Genomic DNA, 24,705 nt, shown 5'->3' with positions numbered 1-24,705 from the left:
AAGCCGCCGGGCTTGGCCCAGCGCGCTAAATTGCTTGTCATGGACGCTGTGCATGGTTATTGCCCGGCCATGCGGATCGCCCCGATGAACACACCCGAATCCCTATCCCGGCTGTCATTCATTCGCCCAACCAATTCTGACATATCGATTGTGGCTGCTTTACGAAAACACAGAAACTTCATTCCAATTTTAGGATTGGGAGTTACCTTGGCTTGATGTTTGTGCGGCGTATGCGTGGAATCGACAGTCCAACAGGCGCTCGCGTGCTTTGGCGCGCGGGTGTGGCGGCGCTGTTGTCTACCACGATACTTGCCGCCGAAACGCACAAGGCGGCGGCCTTCGAAATCTTCGGCATCAGGCTCTGGGGATCGGCCGAGGAAGAAGACGCCGATGTCGTCGACCCGCTCGACTATGCCGTCACTTTCGAAGTTGTCGGCGGCGACGACGATCTCACCAAGGCGCTCGAAAACGCCTCTACGCTCAAGGGCGAGGAAGAGCGGCCGGTATCGGGTTCGCTCGGCCTGCTCGCCAAGGCGCGCAACGACCGCGAGCGGCTGATCGCCGCCCTGTTCTCCAAGGCGCGTTATGACGGGGTCGTCGACATCACCATCGCCGGCAAGCGGCTCGACGACCTGCAGCTCGACGCCGTGTTCGACGGTCCGCAGCCGATCCCCGTGACGGTGACGATCCAGCCCGGCTCGATGTTCACGCTTGGCGACGTCGTGCTCAAGGGCGACGCGGCCAATATCCGCGGCGCCGATTTCGGGCTGATCGCCGGCGGCAACGCCAATTCCGACGCTATCCTCAAGGCGGAAGCCGGGATCGTCCGCGCGCTCAAGGAAGAGGGCCGGCCGCTGGCCAAGGTCGTCGGCCGCACCATCGTCGCCGACCACGCCACCACCACGCTCGACGTCACCCTCGATGTCGCAGCGGGGCCGATCGCCGGCTATGGCGAAACCACGGTCGAAGGCACCGAGGCCGTCGACCGCGACTTCACCGTCTATATGACCGGTCTCGAACGCGGGCGGCAGTATTCACCCAAGGAGATCGACGACGCGCGCAACAGGCTGCTGGCGCTCGAAGTCTTCAGCTCGGTGTCGATCAACGAGGCGCTGGCGCTCGATCCGGCCGGCGAGATCCCCATCGACGTCCGCGTCAGCGAACGCAAGATGCGCTATTTCGGCGCCGGCGCCACCTTCTCCAACACCGAGGGCGCGGGCATCGAGGGCTATTGGGGCCATCGCAACCTGTTCGGCCGTGCCGAAAAGCTGCGTATCGGCGGCTCGATCAGCCGCATCGGCGACACCACCGAACTCGGCGACCTCAACTACAATGCCGGCATCATGTTCGAAAAGCCGGGCGTCATCGGGCCGGCCTCGAAGTTCTTCGCCAACCTCAAGGCGGTGTCCGAGCATCCCGACGCCTACGACCGCTTCTCGATCGGCGGCAATGTCGGCCTGTCCTACGAACTGACCAAGGAGCAGACCGTCTCCGGCTCGGTGGCGGTCGACTATTCCGACATCGAGGATGCGCTCAATCCCGACGGCAAGCGCTACCTCCTGGTCAGCCTGCCGCTGCAATATGTCTATGACAACCGCGACGACAAGCTGAACCCGACGCGCGGCTTCCGTGCGCTCGCCTATGCCGAGCCGACCTACGACGCGCTCAACGGCAACATGTTCGTCAAGCTCAAGGGCGAGGGCTCGGCCTATTACGGGCTCGGCGCCGACAACCGCTTCGTGCTCGCCGGCCGCGTCGCCATGGGTTCCATCCTCGGCGCCAGCGTCGAGGACGTGCCTGCCGACCGGCGCTTCTATGCCGGCGGTGGCGGTTCGGTGCGCGGCTATGCCTATCAGGGTATCGGCCCGCACACCGACGGCAAGCCGACCGGCGGGCTGTCCTATGCCGAAACCTCGATCGAGATGCGCTACGCCTACAACGACAAGATCGGCATCGTGCCGTTCATCGATGCAGGCACCGTCTCGACCAGGCAGTTCCCCGATTTCTCGACCGTGAAGGTCGGCGCTGGCATCGGCGTCCGCTACCTCACGCCTTTCGGCCCGCTGCGCGTCGACGTGGCCGTGCCGCTCAATCCCGGTCCCGGCGACCCGAGCTACGGCATCTATGCCGGCGTCGGCCAGGCGTTCTGACCACGATGGTTATGCTGAAGAAAATCCTGCGTCTTCTTTCCATGGCGGTTCTGGTCGTCCTGGCCCTGGTCATCGGTGCGGCGGCCGTTTTCACGCTGACCGCCAAGGGTCGCGAAAACCTCGCCGGGCTGATCTCGTCAGTGGCCTCCACCGACGACCAGAAGATCAAGCTGAGCGGGCTCAACGGCATCTGGTCGGGCAACCTGACCCTCGACAACCTCGTCATCGAAGACAGGGAAGGGGCTTGGCTCGCCCTGCGCGGCGTCTCGGTCGACTGGTCACCGCTGGCGCTGCTCTCCTTCACTTTCCGCGCCGACCGCATTGCGGCCGAGCGTATCGAGGTGGCGCGCCTCCCCAAGCCGGGCACCCAGCAGGCAAAGAGCAGCAGCGGCGGCCTGTCGCTGCCGGTGGCGCTCGACATCAGGGAAATCGACCTGCCCGAGATCGCGCTCGGCGAGGTGCTCGCCGGCACTGGCATTGCCGAGCTCGCAGCCAAGGGCATGCTCAAGGCCGGCGGTTCGCCGCTCGGCATCGAGACCAGGCTCAACGTCGCCCGCAGCGACGGCAAGCAAGGGTCGGTCGATGCCGACATCGCCTTTGCGCCCGATGAAAACCGGCTGACGCTGAACGTCCGCGCGGCCGAGCCTGCCGGCGGCATCATCGCCAACATCCTGAAGCTGCCCAACCAGCCGGCGGTCGACCTGGTCGTGTCGGGCGAAGGGCCTCTGGCCGACTGGAGCGGCAACGGCACCTTCGCCGTCGACGGCACTGTCGTTACCCGCATCTCCGGTACGCACAAGCTCACCGACCAGGGCAATGTCATCGCCGCCAAGGGTGACGGCGCATTCGAGGATTTCCTGCCCGCCACCCTCAAGCCGCTGCTTGCCGGCAGCACAACCTTCGATGTCGCCGGCACACGCACCACGACCGGCGGCATCGACATCGAGCGCGCCACCGTCGCCAGCAGCGCATTGACCGCCAACGCCGCCGGTTCGCTCGATCCGGAAGGGGCTGCCGACCTGTCGCTCGACGTCAAGGCCAATGAAGGGCCGATCGTGCTCAGCCTCGGCAGCGATGCCCAGCCTGTCACCGTTGCCATCAACGCCGCCAGCCTGCGCGCCCTGGGCGATGGCAAGGTGCCGGCAGTCGATTTCAGCGCCTCGCTGCTTTCGGTCATCGCCGGCAACACCGAGTTGCGCGACATCGCCGCCTCTGCTCATTCCGACGGCTTCGACATCGCCAACCGCAGCGGGCCTGTTACGATCAAGCTTGGCGTGGCCGAGCTCAAGACCGACGTGGCCACGCTTGCGCCGCTGGTCGCCGGTCGGGTGTCGGTCGACATGGCCGGTTCGGTCAGCAAGACCGAGATCGCGGTGGATCAAGGCATCATCCGCAGCGATGCGCTCAATGGCGAGATGAACGCCAAGCTCAATCTTGCCGACCTTGCGCTCCAGCTCGGACTCAAGGCCGACGTGGTCTCCAGCGCGCTGCCGGCGGGCATCCGCATCGCGCTGGCCGAACGGACCCAGTTCTCGGCCACCGCCAGCCGCGATGCCGAGGGCGCCTTCGCTGCCAATGCCATCGAGCTCACGTCAGGCGCGCTCAAGGCACAGGGCACGGCCCGCGTGCAGGGCAGCGAGATCGACGCCGATCTCAAGGGCTCTTTCGCTGACGTCTCGCTGTTGTCGAAGGACGCCAAGGGCGCCATCGATTTCGCGCTGACGGCCAAGGGCGCGCGCACCGCGCCCGACGTGTCGCTGACGGTCACCAGCGACCGCATCGAGGCGGCAGCACGTGAAATCACGGGGCTGAACCTCAAGGCGACCGGCAAGGTCGATCCAGCCAATCCGGCTGCCAATGTCGCCCTGTCGGGCGACGTCGCCGGCCAGAAGCTTTCGGGCAGCGCCGTGCTCGCCACCGCCGACGGCACCAGCCAGATCAAGGGCCTGTCGCTTTCGCTCGGTCAGAACAAGCTGTCGGGCGATCTCGTGCTCGACAAAGGGTTCGTGCCGATCGGCACCATCAACATCGACATGCCAGACATTGGCCCGCTCGCCGCACTCGCGCTCGAAACGGCCGAAGGCGACATCCGGGGCCGTATCGACTTCACCCGCAGCGGCGATGTCCCGCAGGTCAAGGTCGAGCTGACCACGGCACAGCTCAAGCGCGGCGACCTCGCCGCCAATGCCGTCGCCGTCAACGCCGATGTGTTGAACTATCTCAAGGCGCCGGCGATCTCCGGAACGGTCAAGGCCAAGTCGGTCACCTCCGGCAAAACAGTCATTTCCGGCATCGATGTCGATCTCAAGCGCGATGGCGAGTGGACCGGCTTCTCCGGCGGCGCCACCGTTGCCGACATTCCGGCCAAGGCAGCCGGCCGCCTCAAGGTCGGCGGCGGTGTGACGACCATCGAGCTTGCTTCGGGCGAGGCGACCATGCGTGGCATCCGCGCCGCCATCGCCCGGCCGACCACCGTCGCGATCGCTGGCGGCACGACGACTCTCGATCGTCTAACGCTGAACCTGGGCGGCGGCACGGCGACGATCTCCGGCACTGCCGGTTCGGCGCTCAATCTCAATGCGGCGCTTGCCAACGTGCCGGCATCGCTCGCCAATTCCTTCTCGCCCGGCCTCGGGGCTGCCGGTTCGATCTCGGGTTCGGTCAAGGTGACGGGCGCTGCCGCCAACCCGACCGTCGGCTACGACCTCAAGGTCGCGGGCGCTGCGACGTCGCAGACCACAGGCGCCGGCTTTGGTGCCATGAACATCGGCTCCACCGGCACGTTTACGGGTGGTAGGCTCACCTTCCAGTCCACCATCGGCGATGGGTCGGGCCTGGCGCTGAAGGGTGGCGGCACCGTCGTCACCAACGCGCCGGTGGCGCTTGATCTCAATTTCGCTGGCCCGGTGCCGTTTTCGTTCCTGACCCGCACGCTTGCGGCCCAGGGCATGCAACTGACCGGACAGGCCGACGTCAACGTCCAGGTGCGCGGCCCCGCCACGTCGCCGGTCATCGGCGGCAGCGTCCGTTCGTCCGGCGCGCGTCTCCTGATCGCCCAATCGGGTATCGCCATCAACGACATCAATCTCGACGTCGGCATCGGCGGTGGCGTCGCCCGCATCAACCGGCTCACCGGTGCGCTGTCGACCGGTGGTGCACTGACCGCCAGCGGCACGGTCGGCACCGACGCGGCGCAGGGGTTCCCTGCCGACATCGCTATCAAGCTGACCGATGGCCGCTACACTGATGGCCGCGTCGTCACCGCCAATCTTGGTGGCGACATTGCCATCAAGGGGCCGCTGGTCTTGGCGCCGGTGCTTTCGGGCACCATCAATCTGGCGCGCACGGTCATCAGCATCCCGGAAAAATTCCCCGGCGCGCTGACCGCCGTCGACGTCAAGCACAAGAACGCGCCGAAGGCCGTCGTCGCCCAGCAGGAGGCGATGCGCCCGCCGGCCAAGGCCAGCGGCGGAAGCGGCGCGCTGACGCTCGACGTCACGGTCAATGCGCCCAACCAGATCTTCGTCCAGGGGCGTGGCCTCGACGCCGAACTCGGCGGCTCGCTGCGGCTGACCGGCTCGTCGGCGTCGCCGCAGGCCGTCGGCGAATTCAAGCTGCGGCGCGGCCGGCTTTCCATCCTGGGCAAGCGGCTCAACTTCACCGAAGGCTCGGTCGGCTTCTCCGGCTCGCTGGTGCCGACGATCAACTTCGCCGCCGAGACGACCGCCGGCGATGCCACCGTCATCATCCGCATCACGGGCGAGGCCAACAATCCGAAATTCGCCTTCTCTTCGGTGCCGGCGCTGCCGGAAGACGAAGTGCTGGCGCGGCTGATTTTCGGCCGTTCGATGTCGAACCTGTCGCCGCTGCAGATCGCCCAGCTCGCCGACGCAGCGGCCCAGATGGCCGGCATCGGCGGCTCCACTTCGCTGCTTTCAAGCCTGCGCGCCACGCTCGGGGTCGACGATCTCGACATCCGCACCAACGAACAGGGCGGAACATCGGTCGCTGTCGGCAAGTACCTGAACGACCGCACCTATCTCTCGATCGAGAAGGGCGACCAGCCTGGCTCCGGCAAGGCCACCATCGACCTCAACATCGGCCGTGGCGTCAAGCTGCGGGGCCAGGCCACCGACGGCGGCGAGGCCAAGGGCGGCATCTTCTACGAACGCGAATACTGAGATCGCCGACCGCGTCTTCTGACATCATAGACACAGTGTCGTGGCACTGTCGTCGATTGTCGGGACATGGGTAGATTAGCAACGACGAAGATTCGGATGAATCCGGCGCGCATTAGCATTTTTGCGCCAACTCTGTCGCTATCACGCGAACTGCCCCCCTCCCAAAATTGCAAACTTGGCCTTGGGAACGATGACATCCAACCGTTTTGACAACGGTAAACGGATGCGAAATGGTAACGTTACAGGCCAATTCAATGGGAGACGGAAATGACATTCTACAAGAGCAACTCTGATCTTGTTCCCGGCCACATCCGTGAGCTGGCGAAGAGCGCCGGGTCCGGGGAGATGGACCGCCGCGAGTTTCTGGCACTGGCGAGTGCCTTCGGCGCCACGACGGCGATGGCCTATGGCATGCTGGGGCTGGTCGCCCCGACCGAGGCCCTGGCGCAGGAGCCCAAGAAGGGTGGTGTCATCCGCGTTTCCATGTTCGTGAAGGATCAGAAGGATCCGCGCAGCTATGACTGGCCGGAAATGGCCAACGTGACGCGCCAGTTCCTCGAGCCGCTGGTCAAGTACACCCGCACCTTCACCTTCGAGCCGGCCCTGCTCGAAAGCTGGGAAATCAACGACGACGCGACCGAGTACAAACTCAATGTGCGCAAGGGCGCGACCTGGAACAACGGCGACGAGTTCAACGCCGACGACGTCATGTTCAACCTGCTGCGCTGGTGCGACGCTGCCGCCGAAGGCAACTCGATGGCCGCTCGCATGGGTGCGCTTGTCGATCCGGCGACGAAGAAGGCCAAGGAAGGCGCGATCACCAAGGTCGACGACCACACGATCACCATCAAGTTCCCTGCGCCGGACATCACCTTCATTCCCGGCGTCTCGGATTATCCGGGCATCATCGTCCACCGTGACTTCGAGAAGAACGGCTCCAACCTCGTCAGCCATCCGATCGGCACCGGGCCCTTCGAGCTGGTCTCCTATGACGTCGGTTCGAAGGCCGTGCTGAAGCGGCGTGAAAACGGCAAGTGGTGGGGCGGCGAAGCCTATCTCGACGGCGTCGAGTTCATCGACTACGGTCCCGATCCGTCCGCTGCCGTCAACGCCTTCGAAGCGGGCGAAGTCGACACCAACTACGAAACCGTGGCCGACTATGTCGACATTCTCGACGGCCTTGGCCTGGTGAAGTCGGAAGTCGTGACTGCCGCGACCATCGTTGCGCGCTTCAACGTCAACAACAAGCCATACGAGAACCAGAAGGTTCGCAACGCGATGCAGATGGCGGTCGACAACGCCACCATTCTGCAGCTTGGCTATGGCGGCCGGGGCACGGTGGCGGAAAATCACCACGTTGCACCGATCCATCCGGAATATGTCGAGCTGCCGAAGAAGGCCCGCGACGCCGCCGGTGCCAAGAAGCTGATGGAAGAGTCGGGTCACGCGGACTTCGAGCACGACCTCATCACCACCGACGAGGACTGGCACAAGAACACCGGCGACGCCATTGCCGCGCAGATCCGCGAGGCCGGCATCAAGGTCAAGCGCACGGTGCTGCCGGGCTCGACCTTCTGGAACGACTGGACCAAGTATCCGTTCTCCATGACCACCTGGAACATGCGGCCGCTCGGCGTGCAGATCCTGGTGCTCGGCTACAAGTCCGGCGAAGCCTGGAACGAAAGCGCATTCTCCAATCCGGACTTCGACAAGAAGCTGACCGAAGCCACGGCGCAGCCCGATGTCGACAAGCGCAAGGTGCTGATGAAGGATCTCGAGCAGATCCTTCAGGACTCGGGCATCCTGATCCAGCCCTATTGGCGGTCGCTGTTCAACCACTCCGCCGCCTATGTGAAGAACCACGGCATGCATCCGACCAACGAGCACGACTTCTACAAGGTCTGGCTCGACAAGGAGGCCTAAGCGGTCCACTGTTGAAGGGGGGGACGTTCGCCGTCCCTCCCACTGTTCGCCAGGCAGTCCCGGTGATGTCGGGACCACCTGATACGAAGCCCAACCCAGTAGCAGGCAGGGGGCGACAGTGCTTTCATTCATCCTCAGGCGCCTCGGCACCATCGCGCTGACGATGCTGTGCCTGACGCTCGTCGTCTTTTTCCTGATCAACCTCGATCCCAACCTGAAGAAGCTGGCGATCAGCCAGACCGAGATGCGCTCCACCACCGAGCAGCTCGAAAGCTGGCTGCAGCGCAACGGCTATCGGCAGAACTTCTTCGTCCGCTACGGCCAATGGCTCGGCGTGATGCCGAAGCAGCCGAACATCGACCCGGCAACAGGCCAGGCCGTGCCGCGCTTCTCCTTCTGCAACGAGCCCTCGGTGCCGCAATTCTCCGGCGTGCTGCAAGGCGATTTCGGCTGCTCGACCAAGTTCAAGACCACAGTCGCGTCAAAGCTGTTTCCGGCACTCGGCGCCACCGGCATCCTGATGTTCTGGGTGATGGTGACGATGGTGCCGATCGCGCTGTTGATCGGCATCTTCGCCGGCATGCGTGAGGGATCGCGCACCGACCGCACGCTGTCGGTGGCCTCGATCGCCACCACGGCGACGCCCGAATATGTGTCCGGCGTCATCTTCACCGTCATCTTCGCTTCATGGCTGGGCTGGTTCAACGGCTCGGCGGCGAGCGCCACCTCGCAGGGCATCACCTTCTACAATTTCACCCTGCCTGTGATGACGATGGCGATCTACGGCATCGGCTACATCGCCCGCATGACCCGCGCCTCGATGGTCGAGGTCATGACCCAGCAATATATCCGTACCGCCCGACTCAAGGGCCTGAGTTTCGGCAATGTCGTGGTCAAGCATGCGCTGCGCAACGCGCTGATCGCGCCGTTCACCGTCATCATGCTGCAGTTCCCGTGGCTGCTCACCGGCGTGGTCATCGTCGAGGTGATGTTCCGCTACCAGGGGTTTGGCTTCACGCTGTTCGAGGCCGCCGGCAACAACGACATCGACCTCCTGCTCGGCTGCTCGCTGGTGTCGGTGTTCATCGTGCTCATCACCCAGCTCATCTCCGACATAGGCTACGCCTATCTCAATCCCCGCATCCGGGTTCAGTAGGGAGACGGCCGCATGCAGATCGAATATATCGGCGCCTTCCAGATCTTCCTTGGCGTGCTTGCCCGCTTCTGGCCGGTGTGGCTGGCGATGGCCATCGTGCTGGCCGCCAGCTTCAATTTCCGCAAGAATCTCGGCCTCTACGGCCAGCTCTACGATTCCGGCGTCGGCATCGCCGGCCTGTTCATCTGCTTCTTCTGGCTGTTCACCGCGATCTTCGCGACCCAGGTCGCGCCGTTCGACCCGCTCAGCCAGATTCCGGTCATGAAGGATGCGCTGCCCGGCGCTGTCGAGCCGGCATCCGGGCTGACCTACCTCTTCGGCGGCGACAAGCTGGCGCGCGACGTCTTTTCGCGCATGGTCTATGGCAGCCAGATCGTGCTGATCATCGCACCTGCGGCCACCATGTTCGCGGTGATGGTCGGCATCACGCTCGGCCTGCCGGCGGGCTATTACGGCGGGCGCATCGACTCCGTCCTGTCGTTCCTCGCCAACCTCGTGCTGGCCTTCCCGGTGATCCTGCTGTTCTACCTGCTGGTCACGCCTGGGATCATGGACACGCCCATCCCCTATGCGCTGGCCGGGCTGTTCTTCCTGTTCCCGATCATCTTCTTTTCGGTGCTGTTCTACACCCGCTTCAAGGACCGGCCCGACCGCATCTATCTCCTGCTCGGCATCACGCTGTTGTTCGGCGGCTGGATCTACGCCGGCCTCGTCTTCAACGCAGATCCGTTCGGCATCGTCTCGATCGAGCCCAACCAGCTCAATATCTTCGTCGCCGTCGTCTTCGCCTCCAGCCCCGGCGTGTTCCGCATCGTCCGCGGTCTCACCATGGACATCAAGACGCGCGACTACGTGGCGGCGGCCCAGACCCGCGGCGAAACGCCGTGGTACATCATGCTGTGGGAGATCCTGCCCAATGCTCGCGGGCCGCTGATCGTCGATGCCTGCCTGCGCATCGGCTACACCACCATCCTGCTCGGCACGCTCGGCTATTTCGGCCTCGGCCTGGCGCCCGAAAGTCCCGATTGGGGCACGGCGATCAAGGATGCCAGCCGCCTGTTGCGCTCCTTCATTCATCCGGCACTGCCGCCGACAATTGCGCTGATGTCCTTCGTGCTCGGCCTCAACCTTCTTGCCGATGCGCTGCGCGAACAATCGATGAAGGACTGAGGGAGAGCGTCATGAACGAGACCGTCAGAAACGCTGCCGCCGAACCGATCATCGAGATCGAAAACCTGTCGATCTCGTTCTTCACCCGCCGCGGCGAAATCCCTGCGGTGATGGATTTTTCCTGCACCGTCATGCCGGGCGAGGCGATGGGCATCGTCGGCGAAAGCGGCTGCGGCAAGTCGACCGTGTCGCTCGGCATCATGCGCGACCTGTCCAATATCGGAAAGATCGTCGGCGGCCGCATCAAGTTCCAGGGCAAGGACATGGGCGACATGTCCGACGAGGAGCTGCGCTCCATCCGCGGCAACAAGATCGCCATGATCTACCAGGAGCCGATGGCCAGCCTGAATCCGGCGATGAAGGTCGGCCAGCAGCTGATGGAAGTGCCGATGATCCACGACAAGGTGTCGAAGGAAGAGGCTTACCAACGCGCACTGGAAATGGTCCGCTCCGTCAAGCTGCCCGACCCCGAGCGCATGATGCGCTCCTTCCCGCACCAACTCTCCGGCGGCCAGCAGCAGCGCATCGTCATTGCCATGGCGCTGCTGTCCAATCCGGCGCTGCTTTTGCTCGACGAACCGACGACCGCGCTCGACGTCACCGTCGAGGCCGGCATCGTGCAACTGGTCAAGGGGCTCGGCAAGCAGTTCGGCACCTCGATGATCTTCGTGTCGCACAATCTCGGGCTGATCCTCGAGACCTGCGACCGCATCACGGTGATGTATTCGGGCGAGGCGGTTGAGACCGGCTCGATCAAGGACGTGTTCGATCGCATGCGCCACCCCTATACGCAGGGGCTGTTCCGCTCGATCCCGCTGCCCGGCGCCGACAAGAATTCGCGGCCGCTTGTCGCCATTCCCGGCCAGCTGCCGCTGCCGCACCAGCGCCCCAAAGGCTGCAATTTCGGCCCGCGCTGCCACCACTTCGTCGAGGGCCTGTGCAACGCCGACGAAATCCCGATGATCCCGGTAGCCGGCCATGCCGGCCATTTCAGCCGCTGCGTGCGCTTCAACGAGATCGACTGGACGGCCATGCCGCCAGGTGCCGAAAAGAAGCACGCGCCGGTCAAGCCGGGCGCGCCGGTGCTGAAGATCGACGACCTGAAGAAATACTACCGTGTCGGCGGCAGCGAAGTCTTCGGTTCGAGCGAGGGCAGGGTGGTCAAGGCCAACGAGACCATCAGCTTCGAGGCGCGCGAATCCGAGACCGTCGCCATCGTCGGCGAGAGCGGCTGCGGCAAGTCAACCTTGGCCAAGGTGCTGCTCGGCCTCGAGACGGCAAGTTCCGGCAAGGTGTTGCTCGGCAACAAGGAAATCCAGTCGACAGGCATCGAGGACCGCGACGTCGCCACCGTGTCGGCGATCCAGATGGTGTTCCAGAACCCGTTCGACACACTCAACCCCAGCCATTCCGTCGGATCGCAGATCGTCCGTACGCTGGAAAAGTTCAAGATCGGCAAGACCGCCTCGGACCGCAAGCAGCGCATGCTGGAGCTGCTGGACCTCGTCAAGCTTCCCCGCGCCTTCGCCGAGCGCATGCCGCGCCAGCTGTCGGGCGGGCAGAAGCAGCGCATCGGCGTTGCCCGTGCCTTTGCCGGCGAGGCCAGGGTAGTGGTGGCCGACGAGCCGGTGTCGGCACTCGACGTGTCCGTCCAGGCGGCAGTCACCGAGCTTTTGATGGACATCCAGCGCAAGTCGAAGACGACGATGCTGTTCATTAGCCACGACCTGTCCGTGGTGCGCTACATCGCCGATCGCGTGGTGGTCATGTATCTCGGCCACATCGTCGAGCAGGGCACCACCGACCAGATATTCTCGCCGCCCTACCACCCCTATACGGAAGCACTGCTCTCGGCGATCCCGATTGCCGATACGTCGGTGGTGAAAAAGCACATCGTGCTCGAAGGCGACATTCCCTCGGCGATGAACCCGCCGTCGGGCTGCCCGTTCCAGACACGCTGCCGCTACAAGAGCCAGGTGCCGGGCAATCTGTGCGAAACGCAGGTGCCGCCGGTGCGCGAGCTGGGCGATGGCCACCAGATCAAATGCCACCTGCCGCCAAGCGTCTTCGATGCCATGGAGCCGGTCATCAGCATGGGCAAGGGCGCTGCACCTGGCGCGCACGACATTACGCCGGAGGCGTGATGGGGCGAGGGGCGTGGAGAGGTTTTCCACGTTGTAGCTCCTGAATTTTTGCCGATCGCGATCCTTCGCACCCACCTCTGGCCTGCCGGCCATCTCCCCCACAAGGAGGGAGATTAGTCGCGTCGCCGGCGGCGCTCGTCCTGCAACATCGCAAGGCTAAGCCTTGCGATGTTGGCGATTAGCTGCGGCGCCGATGACGGCGTGATCTCCCTCCTTGTGGGGGAGATGGCCGGCAGGTCAGAGGGGGGTGCGAAGGATCGCTACGCCGAAGATTTGCTTGGTAGGGCTATAACCGAGCTCACTTGTCAGGAACTCTGTCACCAATCCGCGTGGATAGACCGTCCCCGTTTTTCCACCCCCTCTCCACCTCCCGTATCCTCATCCTCGCGATCTTCCACGGGACCCCGGTGCGCACCGGGCAGCGGGGGGAAGCGCCGGTGCCGGGCTGGCAGGAGGTCGGTTCTCCTGCTGGGTGATGAGCCCCCAAGTCCGGGCCTTGCGGCGGCTGGCGGTGAAAGCCGAGGCGACTGAGCGGGGCAAGAACACCGGGCGGGGCGCGAACGTCGCGCCACTAACTTACAATCGGAAGGCACGGCCTCGCGCCCCGCTTCCCGAACTACCTCATCCTGAGCTTGTCGAAGGATGACAATGGCCAGACCGGCAACGGGGCGTGGCAAGGCGTGCACTTGCCTTCTCCCCTTGTGGGGTGAGGAGTGGTGGCCGAAGGCCAGGAAAAGCCAACGATTTGGCTTTTCCAACGACGAACGCCCGGAGTCATAGCGGAGGGCCGGGTGGTGGCCGAGCGAAGCGAGGTCGGATGAGGGGTGTTGGAAGGAATGAGAGGATTCCGAAGGACACACAGAATAGCGACCAACCTGAAAGGTCCCACTCCGTCCAACACCCCTCATGCGCCCCTTCGGCGCACCTTCTCCCACAAGGGGAGAAGGCCTGGCTGCCGCCCTGCCTCTCGCAACGGAAGGGCTCACCTCAGAATCACCAAATCCTGACCAAAATAATCATCTTGTTTTTGAGGAAAATCAAATGCTTAGGCAAAAAATTGACCAATTGATAAAAAAATAGAACGTGCTACGCTTCCTCAAAACCAAAAGAAATTGGGGAACTGGAATGGCAGAAGGTCTTTTCAAGGAAGGCATCGTCGGCGGCCGCCTTGCGCCTGCACAATACGCCGACAATTTTTCCGATCTGCACCCGCCGCTCGATCATCACGAGGCGCTGGTCGAGTCCGATCGTTGCTACTTCTGCTACGACGCGCCTTGCATGCAGGCATGCCCCACATCGATCGACATCCCGCTGTTCATCCGCCAGATCTCGACCGGAAATCCGATCGGTTCGGCCAAGACCATCTTCGACCAGAACATCCTCGGCGGCATGTGCGCCCGCGTCTGCCCGACCGAGACGCTGTGCGAAGAAGTTTGCGTCCGTGAGGTTGCCGAGGGCAAGCCGGTACAGATCGGCCGCCTGCAGCGCTACGCCACCGACGTGGCGATGGAGCAGGGCAAGCAGTTCTATGAGCGTGCCGCATCGACCGGCAAGAAGGTCGCCGTCGTAGGCGCCGGACCGGCCGGTCTCGCCGCTGCCCACAGGCTCGCCCGCCATGGCCATGAGGTGACCATCCTCGAAGCGCGGCCCAAGGCCGGCGGTCTCAACGAATACGGCATCGCCGCCTACAAGAGCACGGACGATTTCGCCCAGGCCGAAGTCGACTACGTCACATCGATTGGCGGCATCGTCACCGAAAACGGCAAGGCGCTTGGGCGCGACTACCATCTCGCCGACCTTACCGCTTCCTACGACGCGGTGTTCCTCGGCCTCGGTCTTGCCGGCGTCAACGCGCTGCGTGCCGAAGGCGAGGATGCCTCGGGCGTCTCCAACGCGGTCGACTTCATCTCGGTGCTGCGCCAGTCGAGCGACCTTGCCGGCCTGCCGGTCGGGCGCCGCGTCGTCGTCATCGGCGGCGGCATGACGGCTATCGACGCCGCCGTGCAATCCAAGCTGCTCGGCGCCGAGGAGGTGACGATCTGCTACCGCCGCGGCCAGGAGCACATGAACGCCTCGGCGTTCGAGCAGGATCTCGCCGCCGCCAACGGCGTCGTCATCCGGCATTGGCTGCAGCCGAAGAAGGTCATCTCCGACGGCGGCAAGGTGGTCGCCATCGAACTCGAATACACTGCGATGAAGGGCGACAAGCTCACTGGGACCGGCGAGATCGTCAGGCTCGCCGCCGACCAGGTGTTCAAGGCGATCGGCCAGAGCTTCGAGCCTTCGGCGCTCAACGGCAGCGGCCCTTCGGTCGCCATGGAAGGCGGTCGCATCAAGGTAGACGGGGAGGGACGCACGTCGCTCGCCAAGGTCTGGGCCGGCGGCGACTGCATTACCGGAGGCGACGACCTGACCGTCTCGGCCGTGGCGCAAGGGCGCGACGCGGCTGAATCCATCAACCGCGCCCTGATCGGCTGAGGGAGGACAAGATGGCAGACATTCGCAACAATTTCGTCGGCATCAAGTCGCCCAACCCGTTCTGGCTCGCCTCGGCGCCGCCGACCGACAAGGCCTACAATGTCATCCGCGCCTTTAAAGCAGGCTGGGGTGGCGTCGTGTGGAAGACGCTTGGCGAGGAAGGCCCGCCGGTGGTCAACGTCAACGGCCCGCGCTACGGCGCGATCTGGGGTGCCGACCGGCGCCTGCTCGGCCTCAACAACATCGAGCTGATCACCGACCGCGACCTGCAGACCAATCTGCGCGAGATCAAGCAGGTCAAGATGGACTGGCCCGACCGGGCCATCGTCGTGTCGCTGATGGTGCCTTGCGTCGAAGAGGCCTGGAAGGCGATCCTGCCGGTGGTCGAGGAAACCGGCGCCGACGGCATCGAGCTCAATTTCGGCTGCCCGCACGGCATGTCGGAACGCGGCATGGGTGCCGCCGTCGGCCAGGTGCCCGAATACATCGAAATGGTCGTGCGCTGGTGCAAGCAAAACACCCGCATGCCGGTCATCACCAAGCTCACGCCCAACATCACCGACGTGCGCAAGCCGGCGCGGGCGGCTCATGCCGGCGGCACCGACGCGGTGTCGCTGATCAACACCATCAACTCGATCACCGGCGTCAACCTCGACAGTTTCGCGCCTGAGCCCACAATCGACGGCAAGGGCAGCCATGGCGGTTATTGCGGCCCCGCGGTCAAGCCGATCGCCATGAACATGGTGGCCGAGATCGCCCGTGACCCGGAAACGGCGGGCCTGCCGATCTCGGGCATCGGCGGCATCACCACATGGCGCGACGCGGCCGAATTCATGGCACTCGGTGCAGGCAACGTGCAGGTCTGCACCGCGGCCATGACCTACGGCTTCAAGATCGTGCAGGAGATGATCGCCGGTCTCGAAAACTGGATGGACGAGAAGGGCCACCGCTCGCTCGACGACATCGTCGGCCGCGCCACGCCCAACGTCACCGACTGGCAGTATCTCAACCTCAACTACGTCGCCAAGGCGCATATCGACCAGGACGCCTGCATCAAGTGCGGCCGCTGCCACATCGCTTGCGAGGACACCTCGCACCAGGCGATCACCAGCATGGTCGACGGTGCGCGCCACTTCGAGGTGATCGAGGAGGAATGCGTCGGCTGCAACCTGTGCGTCAACGTCTGCCCGGTCGAGAACTGCATCACCATGGAGCCGCTGGCGGTCGGCGCCATGGACAAGCGCACCGGCAAGCCGGTGTCGCCGCACTATGCCAACTGGACGACGCATCCGAACAACCCGATGGCCAAGGTGGCTGCGGAGTAGGATCGACAAGCCATGGACGACAGGAGCGAGATCGCAGAACTCGCTCTTGCCTGGGCGGAGGCGATCGTTGCCAACGATGCCGCCGCCATTGGCCGCTTCATGGCCGACGAGTGGGTGATCGTCGGCCCCGACGGCGCGACATCCAAGACGGATTTCCTCGCTTCGGTTGCCTCGGGCGACCTGACCCACGACATGATGCGAGCCGCCAGCGAGCCACGCGTCGAGATCTACGGCGCGACCGCGATCTACACGGCGCGCGTCGTCAATAGCGGACATTTCCGCGACCAGGCCTTCGCTGCAGACGAATGGACCACAGACGTCTTCGTCCGGCGCGGGGCGAATTGGCAGTGCGTGCTCAGCCACGCCACACCGGCGGTAAAGCAAGATACATCCGACTTCGAGTAGCCCCGCGAAGGCAATGTTCGCCTTCCAGTCCATTCTCTTATTGTAGATAAAAAATATCCATGATATCATATATCCATGATTAGGAGTGGCGATCATGAAGCTGGGTGACGGCGTGGAGGCTGCGATCCATTGTGCGGCGCTGCTGGCGGGCGTCGACGGCGACGGCACGCTGCCGGGCAATGTGATGGCCGAGGCATTCGGGCTTTCGCCGAGCTATCTGCTCAAGCACCTGAAGGCCCTGACCGGCACGAAGATCCTGGAATCGGTACCCGGGCCAAGTGGCGGCTACCGGCTGGCGCGTTCGGCGGACAAGATCACGCTGCTCGACATCGTGCTCGCCATCGAGGGCAGGGAGCCTGCGTTCCGCTGCGGCGAGATCAGGCAGAAGGGGGCGTATTCGCTCGACTCGTCGGCCTATGTGAAGCCCTGCGGCATCAACGTTGCCATGCTCAAGGCCGAGCGGGCCTATCGCACCGCGCTCGCCGAGACGCGGCTCTCCGACATCGTCGCCGATTTCACAACGGATGCCGATCCGCGTGTCGTGGCCGCCAGTTGCGCCTTCGTGGCGCAGAACCAGCGGCCGCAGATTTCCAAGGCAAGAACCATCAACGAAAGGAAGATGCCATGAAACCCAGGCTGAACTTCTATACAGCTGCACCCGAACTGACGAAGCATCTGGTCGCGCTCAATAAGGCGGTCAACGAATGCGGGCTCGAGCACAGCCTGCTGCACCTGATCAAGCTCAGGGCGTCACAGATCAATGGCTGCTCCTATTGCGTCGACATGCACAGCCGCGAGGCAAAGGCAGACGGCGAGACCGAGCAGCGCCTCTGGCTCGTCGCGGCCTGGAAAGAATCGCCGCTCTATACCGAGCGCGAGCGCATGGCCTTCGCCTGGACCGAGACGGTCACCAACATCGCCGACGCCGGCGTGCCAGCTGATCTTTATGCCGAAGCTCGCCAGCATTTCTCCGAGGAGGACCTAGTCAAGCTCACCGTGGCGCTGGGCATGATCAACACCTGGAACCGGCTTTGCGTCTCGTTCCATGCCGTCCACCCGGTGGGTGAAGCCAAGGCCGCCTGACCATCACAACAGACCGAAATCGGATTTGCGGCGGTCGCCCACGGGCGATCGCCTGGGAGAGACTGATGCTTGAACCTTCGATGCTGGCCTTTTTCGGCCGCCTGCTTCTAGGCGGCGCCTTCGTTTTCGCCGGGCTGCGCAATATCGCCAATGCAAAGCTTTTGGCCGGCATGATGGGCGCGCGTGGCGTGCCGCAGGCGCGGCTCGTGCTATGGGCCGGCATCGTGCTCCAGACCGTTGCCGGATCGATGCTGATTGCAGGGTTCCAAGCCCCGTATGCGGCCGCTGCCTTGATTGCCTTCCTCATCGGCGGAACCTTGATGTTCCACAATTTCTGGGATCATGTCGGGCCGGAACGTGCCGCGCGCATCAATGGCGTTGTTGGTAACGTTGCCTTGGCTGGCAGCTTTCTGTTCGTGATCGCGGCCGGCCAATAAGGGCTGGTGCCGTTGCCGAATTGATTCAGCCTTTCGGCCTAAGCCCTTCAACAAAAAGCTGTTCCAGGAAGCGGGCGGCATCTTCGAAGCGTCCTTCGCCACCACGGTCGGGGCCGAGGACGGCGCGGACCTGGACGTCGAAATCGGCATAGTGCTGGGTCGTCGCCCAGATGGCGAAGATCAGGTGCCAGGGATCGGCCTGGGCGACCTTGCCCGATCGCATCCAGCCCTTGATGACTTCGACCTTTTCGTCGACCAGTGTTTTCAGCTCGCCTTCGAGCATCGCCATGATGCGCGGCGCGCCCTGCAGGATCTCATTGGCGAAGAGCCTGCTCTCGCGCGGAAAATCGCGCGCCATTTCGAGCTTGCGCCTGATGTAGCTCCTGAGCTCGGTCATCGGGTCGCCGATGTTGTCGAGCTCCTTCAGCGGCGCCAGCCAGGTTTCCAGCAGCCGGTGCATCAGCGTTTCGTGGATGTCTTCCTTGCGGCGGAAATAATAGAGCAAATTGGGCTTGGACATGCCCGCCGCTTCGGCGATCTGGTCGATGGTCGAACCGCGGAAACCGTTGGTGGAGAATACTTCGAGCGCTGCTTCGAGAATGACCTCGCGCTTCTCCTTCTGGATGCGGGTGCGGCCGCGCGGTGTCGAGCCTTCCATGGTCATGATGTCCCGCATTCGAGGGTGCATACGGGATGCATCTGGACCAATCCGCTGGACCAGTTCTTGCCGACCTGTGGAGCGCGCCTCAGAAGCCGCATTTCCGGTAGTAATCCCTTGACCGCCGAAGCGGCGGTGCTAACGTTTGTCCAATCGGTCAAAAAATTGCGTAACACAAAAACGCACCGAAGACCAAGCGTTGGCCGTATCGAAACAGGGGAAGAAAGGAAAGCTTGGTCATGTCGGACAGGCTAAAAGTTACGCCCAATGATCTCAGCGCATTCTGGATGCCGTTCACTTCGAACAGGCAGTTCAAGCAGGCGCCACGCATGATGGTTGCGGCCAAGGACATGCATTACACGGCCAGCGACGGCCGCAAGATTCTCGACGGCACCGCAGGCCTGTGGTGCGTCAATGCCGGCCACTGCCGGCCCAAGATCACCGAGGCGATCCAGAAACAGGCCGCCGAGCTCGACTATGCGCCGGCTTTCCAGATGGGCCATCCGATCGTCTTCGAACTGGCGAACCGCCTCGTCGACATCGCGCCCGAGGGCATGGACCACGTCTTCTTCACCAATTCCGGGTCGGAATCGGTCGAGACCGCGCTCAAGATGGCGCTGGCCTATCATCGTGTGAAGGGCGATGGCGCGCGTACCCGCCTCATTGGCCGCGAACGCGGCTATCACGGCGTCAATTTCGGCGGCATCTCGGTCGGCGGCATCGTCACCAACCGCAAGATGTTCGGCACGCTGCTTTCCGGCGTCGACCACCTGCCGCACACCCACCTGCCGGCCAAGAACGCCTTCACCAAGGGCGAGCCGGAGTATGGCGCGGAACTGGCCGACGAGCTCGAGCGCATCGTCACCCTGCATGACGCCTCGACCATCGCTGCCGTCATCGTCGAGCCGGTCGCCGGCTCAACCGGCGTGCTGATCCCGCCGAAGGGCTATCTGCAGAAGCTGCGCGATATCTGCACCAAGCACGGCATCCTTTTGATCTTCGACGAGGTCATCACCGGTTTCGGCCGTCTCGGCACGCCGTTTGCGGCAGACTATTTCGGCGTCATTCCCGACATCATCACCACCGCCAAGGGTGTGTCGAACGGCGTCATCCCGATGGGTGCGGTGTTCGTGAAGAAGGAAATCCACGACGCCTTCATGACCGGCCCCGAGCACATGATCGAGTTCTTCCACGGCTATACCTATTCGGGCAATCCGATAGCTTCGGCTGCGGCACTCGCCACCCTCGACACCTACAAGGAAGAGGGGCTGCTGACCCGTGGCGCCGAGCTTGCCTCCTATTGGGAAGAGGCGCTGCACTCGCTGAAGGGCGAGCCGCACGTCATCGACATCCGCAACATCGGCCTGATCGGCGCGATCGAGCTATCGCCGATTGCCGGAGCGCCGACAAAGCGTGCCTTCTCGGCCTTCGTCAAGGCGTTCGAGCGTGGCGCACTGATCCGCACCACCGGCGACATCATCGCGCTGTCGCCGCCGCTGATCATCACCAAGGGCCAGATCGACGAATTGATCGATCACGTCCGCGAGGTGCTGAGGGCGGTCGACTGATCGACAGGAACTTGAACCCGGAGGGCGTCCAGCTCTCCGGGGACAGCTCCGAGAGACAAAAGGTGTCCCGTCCAACGGATGGGGCTCCGGGCGAAAGCCACCGAAGGAAATCCGGCGCCGGGAACCGCTGGGGTTTCCGGGCAGAACAAGAGAATGAGAGGACGTTGGCCATGGCCGCCCCAGGCGAGAATCTGCGAATCAATTCAGACCGTTTGTGGGATTCGCTGATGGAAATGGCGAAGATCGGTCCCGGCATCGCCGGCGGCAACAATCGCCAGACGCTGACCGACGAGGACGGCGAGGGCCGCCACCTGTTCAAGAAATGGTGCGACGCTGCCGGCCTTGAAACGGGCATCGACGAGATGGGCACGATGTTTGCCCGGCGCGAAGGCACCGACCCCGAGGCGCTGCCGGTCTATGTCGGCAGCCACCTCGATACCCAGCCGACGGGCGGCAAGTTCGACGGCGTGCTCGGCGTGCTTGGCGGGCTCGAAGTCATCCGCAGCCTCAACGACCTTGGCATCAAGACCAAGCATCCGATCGTGGTGACCAACTGGACCAACGAAGAGGGTACCCGCTTTGCCCCGGCAATGCTCGCTTCCGGCGTGTTTGCCGGCGTGCTCAAGCAGGACTGGGCCTATGCGCGCCAGGATGCGCACGGCAAGCGCTTCGGCGACGAGCTGGAACGCATCGGCTGGAAGGGTGCGGAAAAGGTCGGCGCGCGCAAGATGAAGGCCTTCTTCGAATTGCATATCGAGCAGGGGCCGATCCTTGAGGACGAAGAGATCGAGATCGGCGTCGTCACCCACGGCCAGGGCCTGAAGTGGCTGCAGGTGACGCTGACCGGAACGGAGGCGCACACCGGCTCGACGCCGATGTACAAGCGCCGCAATGCCGGGCTCGGCATGGCGCGGGTGACCGAGCTGGTGCATGAAGTGGCGATGGACTACCAGCCAGACGCCGTCGGTGCCGTCGGCCACATGGAGGTCTATCCCAACTCGCGCAACATCATTGCCGGGCGCACGGTGTTCACCATCGACATCCGCTCGCCGGAAAAGGAGGTGCTGGACACGATGGATGCGCGTGTGCGCGAGGGCATCGCCACCATCTGCGAGGCGCTCGACATCTCGTTCGAGATCGAGCAGGTCGGCCATTTCGATCCCGTCGCCTTTGACAAGGATTGCGTCAAGGCCGTGCGCGACGCCGCCGACCGGCTCGGCTACAGCCATCGCGACATCGTCTCGGGTGCCGGCCACGACGCCTGCTGGATCAATCGCGTGGCGCCGACGGCGATGGTCTTTTGTCCATGCGTCGACGGCCTGAGCCACAACGAGGCCGAGGAAATCTATCCGGAATGGGCCGCCGCCGGCTGCGACGTGCTGTTCCATGCCGTGGTCGAGACGGCGGAGATCGTGGAGTGAGCCTTCGGACCGACATTGCTGCCCAGGCAGCCCTTTTTCCGATCGGGGAAGGGTGGCTTGCGCTTGGCCTGCGCGGAGTTGGCGTCCTTAGATGATATGAAACTTTGCCGAAACGCTCGCAAAGAGGCGCGGCACGAATAGGGGAACTTCATAATGACCAAAGTCATCAGAAACGGCACCATCGTCACGGCCGACCGGACGTGGAAGGCCGACGTGCTGATCCAGCATGGCAAGATCGTCGCCATTGGCGAGAACTTGCATGCCGACCACGAGTTCGATGCCACCGGCTGCTACATCATGCCCGGTGGCATCGACCCGCACACCCATCTCGAAATGCCGTTCATGGGCACCTATTCGGCCGACGACTTCGAAAGCGGCACACGTGCGGCGCTTTCCGGCGGCACGACAATGGTCGTCGATTTCTGCCTGCCGGCGCCCGGCCAGTCGCTGCTCGAAGCGCTGCAGATGTGGGACAACAAGACGTCGAAGGCCTGTTCCGATTACTCCTTCCACATGGCGATCACCTGGTGGGGCGAGCAGGTGTTCAACGAGATGGCCCAAGTCGTCGACAAGGGCATCACCTCGTTCAAGCACTTCATGGCCTACAAGGGCGCGCTGATGGTGGACGACGACGAGATGTACTCGTCTTTCAAGCGCTGCGCCGAGCTCGGCGCGCTGCCGCTGGTGCATGCCGAGAACGGCGACGTCGTCGCCCAGCTGTCGGCGAAGCTTCTGGCCGAGGGCAATAACGGACCCGAGGCGCATGCCTATTCGCGCCCGCCCGAAGTGGAGGGCGAGGCGACCAACCGCGCCATCATGATCGCCGACATGGTGGGCAGCCCGCTCTATGTCGTGCACACCTCCTGCGAGCAGGCGCATGAGGCGATCCGCCGGGCCCGGCAGAAGGGCATGCGCGTCTATGGCGAGCCGCTGATCCAGCATCTGGTGCTCGACGAGACCGAATATTTCAACAAGGACTGGGACCATGCGGCGCGCCGGGTGATGAGCCCGCCCTTCCGCAACAAGCTGCACCAGGATTCTTTGTGGGCCGGCCTGCAGGCGGGTTCGCTGCAGGTGGTGGCGACGGATCATTGCTCGTTCACGACCGAGCAGAAGCGCACCGGCGTCGGCAACTTCACCAAGATCCCCAACGGCACCGGCGGGCTCGAAGACCGCATGCCGGTGCTGTGGACCAAGGGCGTCAACACCGGCCGGCTGACGATGAACGAGTTCGTGGCGGTGACCTCGACCAACATCGCCAAGATCCTCAACATGTACCCGAAGAAGGGCGCGATCGTCGAAGGCGCGGATGCCGACGTCATCGTGTGGGACCCCAAGCGCAAGAAGACGATCGCGGCGAAGAGCCAGCAGTCGGTCATCGACTACAACGTCTTCGAGGGTATCGAGGTGACCGGACTGCCGCGCTTCGTCTTCACGCGCGGCGAGCTGGCGATCCAGGAGCACGAGGTGAAGGCCAATCCCGGCCACGGCGAATTCGTCGCCCGCGAACCGCATGCCGCCGTCAATCGGGCGCTGTCGCAGTGGAAGGAGATCACCGCGCCGCGCAAGGTCGAACGCACAGGCATCCCGGCGACCGGGGTGTGAGCACCTGCGCGTTCGCAGGCAATTTCCGTGTACCGAACAGGGATGGCGGCCGCGCCTTGCGGCCGCAAGGATGGCGCCGGAAAGACGTCCGGTTTCAAGGCCAGCAAAAACATCCCGATCAAGTGGACGCCCGCCTCATCTTCGGAGAGGATGGCATGATGTGGGGTAAAGTCGGGCAATGCTCATGACAGTCAATCAAGCCACGGCGACAAGCGTCGATCAGAACGCCGTCGTCGAAGCCAGACAACTGGGGCTGACCTTCCAGACCAATGACGGCCCGGTGCGGGCGCTGGCGGACGTCAATCTGACCATCAACAAGGGCGAGTTCGTCTCCTTCATCGGCCCTTCGGGCTGCGGCAAGACGACGTTCCTCAGGGTCATCGCCGATCTCGAGCAGCCGACGGAAGGCAAGATCTCGATCAACGGCATGACGCCCGAACAGGCACGTGAGGCCCGGGCCTACGGCTATGTGTTCCAGGCGGCAGCGCTGTTTCCGTGGCGCACGATCGAAAGCAATGTCGGGCTGCCGCTCGAGATCATCGGTCTTTCGAAGGCAGAGCAGCAAGAGCGCATCAAGCGCACGATGGACCTGGTCAATCTCTCCGGCTTCGAGAAGAAATATCCCTGGCAGCTGTCGGGCGGCATGCAGCAGCGCGCCTCGATTGCGCGCGCACTGGCCTTCGACGCGGATCTGCTCTTGATGGACGAGCCGTTCGGCGCGCTCGACGAGATCGTGCGCGACCATCTCAACGAACAGTTGCTCCGGCTGTGGCGGCAGACCAACAAGACGATCTGCTTCGTCACCCACTCGATTCCCGAGGCCGTGTATCTGTCGACGCGCATCGTGGTGATGTCGCCAAGGCCCGGGCGTGTCACCGACGTGATCGAGTCGACGCTGCCCACAGAGCGACCGCTCGACATCCGCGAGAGCCCGGAATTCCTGGCGATCGCCGCGCGTGTCCGCGACGGGCTGCGCGCCGGCCATTCCTACGAGGATTGAG

Annotated in this window: 17 protein-coding genes; 16 read left to right on the top strand and 1 reads right to left on the bottom strand. The window is 63.7% G+C overall.

Going from position 1 to position 24,705, the window contains the following annotated elements; genetic code table 11:
• Positions 1-215: 215 nt before the first annotated feature.
• The 12 genes from WHT83_RS20210 (at position 216) to WHT83_RS20155 (ending at position 18,452) form a co-directional block, all read left to right on the top strand.
• The gene (locus WHT83_RS20210) at positions 216-2,150 is read left to right on the top strand and encodes an autotransporter assembly complex protein TamA (protein ID WP_406872206.1); all 1,935 of its coding nucleotides are present in this window, start codon (positions 216-218) and stop codon (positions 2,148-2,150) included.
• Between the two features lie 5 nt (positions 2,151-2,155).
• On the top strand, positions 2,156-6,331 hold the full coding sequence (locus tag WHT83_RS20205) for a translocation/assembly module TamB domain-containing protein (RefSeq protein WP_406872205.1): 4,176 nt from the start codon (positions 2,156-2,158) through the stop codon (positions 6,329-6,331).
• Positions 6,332-6,598: 267 nt separating this feature from the next.
• A complete protein-coding gene (locus tag WHT83_RS20200) occupies positions 6,599-8,254 on the top strand; it encodes an ABC transporter substrate-binding protein (RefSeq protein WP_406872204.1) in 1,656 nt (551 codons plus the stop codon).
• A gap of 118 nt (positions 8,255-8,372) precedes the next feature.
• Positions 8,373-9,410 (top strand): ABC transporter permease, encoded by a 1,038-nt coding sequence (locus WHT83_RS20195; RefSeq protein WP_108607574.1) that lies wholly within the window; start codon positions 8,373-8,375, stop codon positions 9,408-9,410.
• Between the two features lie 12 nt (positions 9,411-9,422).
• Positions 9,423-10,580 (top strand): ABC transporter permease, encoded by a 1,158-nt coding sequence (locus WHT83_RS20190; protein ID WP_108607575.1) that lies wholly within the window; start codon positions 9,423-9,425, stop codon positions 10,578-10,580.
• Between the two features lie 11 nt (positions 10,581-10,591).
• Positions 10,592-12,724, top strand: a complete 2,133-nt coding sequence (locus WHT83_RS20185) for a dipeptide ABC transporter ATP-binding protein (RefSeq protein WP_406872203.1) — start codon at positions 10,592-10,594, stop codon at positions 12,722-12,724.
• 1,125 nt (positions 12,725-13,849) lie between these two features.
• Entirely contained in the window at positions 13,850-15,202 is a 1,353-nt protein-coding gene (locus tag WHT83_RS20180) for an NAD(P)-dependent oxidoreductase (protein ID WP_406872202.1), read from the top strand.
• Between the two features lie 11 nt (positions 15,203-15,213).
• Positions 15,214-16,527, top strand: a complete 1,314-nt coding sequence (gene preA / locus WHT83_RS20175; RefSeq protein WP_406872201.1) for an NAD-dependent dihydropyrimidine dehydrogenase subunit PreA — start codon at positions 15,214-15,216, stop codon at positions 16,525-16,527.
• Positions 16,528-16,539: 12 nt separating this feature from the next.
• Positions 16,540-16,932, top strand: coding sequence for a nuclear transport factor 2 family protein (locus WHT83_RS20170; protein ID WP_406872200.1), 393 nt, complete (start codon positions 16,540-16,542; stop codon positions 16,930-16,932).
• A gap of 94 nt (positions 16,933-17,026) precedes the next feature.
• Positions 17,027-17,560, top strand: coding sequence for an RrF2 family transcriptional regulator (locus WHT83_RS20165; protein WP_406872199.1), 534 nt, complete (start codon positions 17,027-17,029; stop codon positions 17,558-17,560).
• Complete coding sequence (locus tag WHT83_RS20160; RefSeq protein WP_406872198.1) at positions 17,557-18,015, top strand: carboxymuconolactone decarboxylase family protein; 459 nt, start codon at positions 17,557-17,559, stop codon at positions 18,013-18,015. Before WHT83_RS20165 ends, WHT83_RS20160 begins: the two co-directional genes overlap by 4 nt.
• A gap of 65 nt (positions 18,016-18,080) precedes the next feature.
• On the top strand, positions 18,081-18,452 hold the full coding sequence (locus WHT83_RS20155; RefSeq protein ID WP_406872197.1) for a DoxX family protein: 372 nt from the start codon (positions 18,081-18,083) through the stop codon (positions 18,450-18,452).
• A gap of 25 nt (positions 18,453-18,477) precedes the next feature.
• Here WHT83_RS20155 and WHT83_RS20150 read toward each other — a convergent pair whose 3' ends face one another.
• Complete coding sequence (locus tag WHT83_RS20150; RefSeq protein WP_183262328.1) at positions 18,478-19,110, bottom strand: TetR family transcriptional regulator C-terminal domain-containing protein; 633 nt, start codon at positions 19,108-19,110, stop codon at positions 18,478-18,480.
• A 239-nt stretch (positions 19,111-19,349) separates the two neighbouring features.
• Between WHT83_RS20150 and WHT83_RS20145 the strand changes: the two genes are divergently transcribed.
• The 4 genes from WHT83_RS20145 (at position 19,350) to WHT83_RS20130 (ending at position 24,704) form a co-directional block, all read left to right on the top strand.
• Positions 19,350-20,678 (top strand): aspartate aminotransferase family protein, encoded by a 1,329-nt coding sequence (locus WHT83_RS20145; protein ID WP_108607582.1) that lies wholly within the window; start codon positions 19,350-19,352, stop codon positions 20,676-20,678.
• Between the two features lie 170 nt (positions 20,679-20,848).
• Positions 20,849-22,099 carry a Zn-dependent hydrolase gene (locus tag WHT83_RS20140; RefSeq protein ID WP_406872196.1) on the top strand — a complete coding sequence of 417 codons (1,251 nt, stop codon included), beginning with the start codon at positions 20,849-20,851 and terminating at the stop codon, positions 22,097-22,099.
• A 153-nt stretch (positions 22,100-22,252) separates the two neighbouring features.
• Positions 22,253-23,704 carry a dihydropyrimidinase gene (gene hydA, locus WHT83_RS20135; RefSeq protein ID WP_406872195.1) on the top strand — a complete coding sequence of 484 codons (1,452 nt, stop codon included), beginning with the start codon at positions 22,253-22,255 and terminating at the stop codon, positions 23,702-23,704.
• 178 nt (positions 23,705-23,882) lie between these two features.
• Positions 23,883-24,704, top strand: a complete 822-nt coding sequence (locus WHT83_RS20130; RefSeq protein WP_406872194.1) for an ABC transporter ATP-binding protein — start codon at positions 23,883-23,885, stop codon at positions 24,702-24,704.
• The last annotated feature ends 1 nt before the right edge of the window (position 24,705 follow it).

Source organism: Aminobacter sp. P9b, assembly GCF_045345995.1.
In the GTDB taxonomy this organism is placed as follows: Bacteria; Pseudomonadota; Alphaproteobacteria; order Rhizobiales; family Rhizobiaceae; genus Aminobacter; species Aminobacter niigataensis.
Note: the sequence above shows the minus strand (reverse complement) of the source record. Positions and strands in the feature narration are given on the sequence as shown.

Coding starts and splice junctions, on each gene's coding strand:
- WHT83_RS20140 (WP_406872196.1), top strand. CDS start 20,849: ATGGCCGCCCCAGGCGAGAATCTGCGAATCAATTCAGACCGTTTGTGG.
- WHT83_RS20170 (WP_406872200.1), top strand. CDS start 16,540: ATGGACGACAGGAGCGAGATCGCAGAACTCGCTCTTGCCTGGGCGGAG.
- WHT83_RS20205 (WP_406872205.1), top strand. CDS start 2,156: ATGGTTATGCTGAAGAAAATCCTGCGTCTTCTTTCCATGGCGGTTCTG.
- WHT83_RS20165 (WP_406872199.1), top strand. CDS start 17,027: ATGAAGCTGGGTGACGGCGTGGAGGCTGCGATCCATTGTGCGGCGCTG.
- hydA (WP_406872195.1), top strand. CDS start 22,253: ATGACCAAAGTCATCAGAAACGGCACCATCGTCACGGCCGACCGGACG.
- WHT83_RS20190 (WP_108607575.1), top strand. CDS start 9,423: ATGCAGATCGAATATATCGGCGCCTTCCAGATCTTCCTTGGCGTGCTT.
- WHT83_RS20185 (WP_406872203.1), top strand. CDS start 10,592: ATGAACGAGACCGTCAGAAACGCTGCCGCCGAACCGATCATCGAGATC.
- WHT83_RS20155 (WP_406872197.1), top strand. CDS start 18,081: ATGCTTGAACCTTCGATGCTGGCCTTTTTCGGCCGCCTGCTTCTAGGC.
- WHT83_RS20145 (WP_108607582.1), top strand. CDS start 19,350: ATGTCGGACAGGCTAAAAGTTACGCCCAATGATCTCAGCGCATTCTGG.
- WHT83_RS20180 (WP_406872202.1), top strand. CDS start 13,850: ATGGCAGAAGGTCTTTTCAAGGAAGGCATCGTCGGCGGCCGCCTTGCG.
- WHT83_RS20150 (WP_183262328.1), bottom strand. CDS start 19,110: ATGGAAGGCTCGACACCGCGCGGCCGCACCCGCATCCAGAAGGAGAAG.
- WHT83_RS20200 (WP_406872204.1), top strand. CDS start 6,599: ATGACATTCTACAAGAGCAACTCTGATCTTGTTCCCGGCCACATCCGT.
- WHT83_RS20130 (WP_406872194.1), top strand. CDS start 23,883: ATGCTCATGACAGTCAATCAAGCCACGGCGACAAGCGTCGATCAGAAC.
- WHT83_RS20210 (WP_406872206.1), top strand. CDS start 216: ATGTTTGTGCGGCGTATGCGTGGAATCGACAGTCCAACAGGCGCTCGC.
- WHT83_RS20160 (WP_406872198.1), top strand. CDS start 17,557: ATGAAACCCAGGCTGAACTTCTATACAGCTGCACCCGAACTGACGAAG.
- preA (WP_406872201.1), top strand. CDS start 15,214: ATGGCAGACATTCGCAACAATTTCGTCGGCATCAAGTCGCCCAACCCG.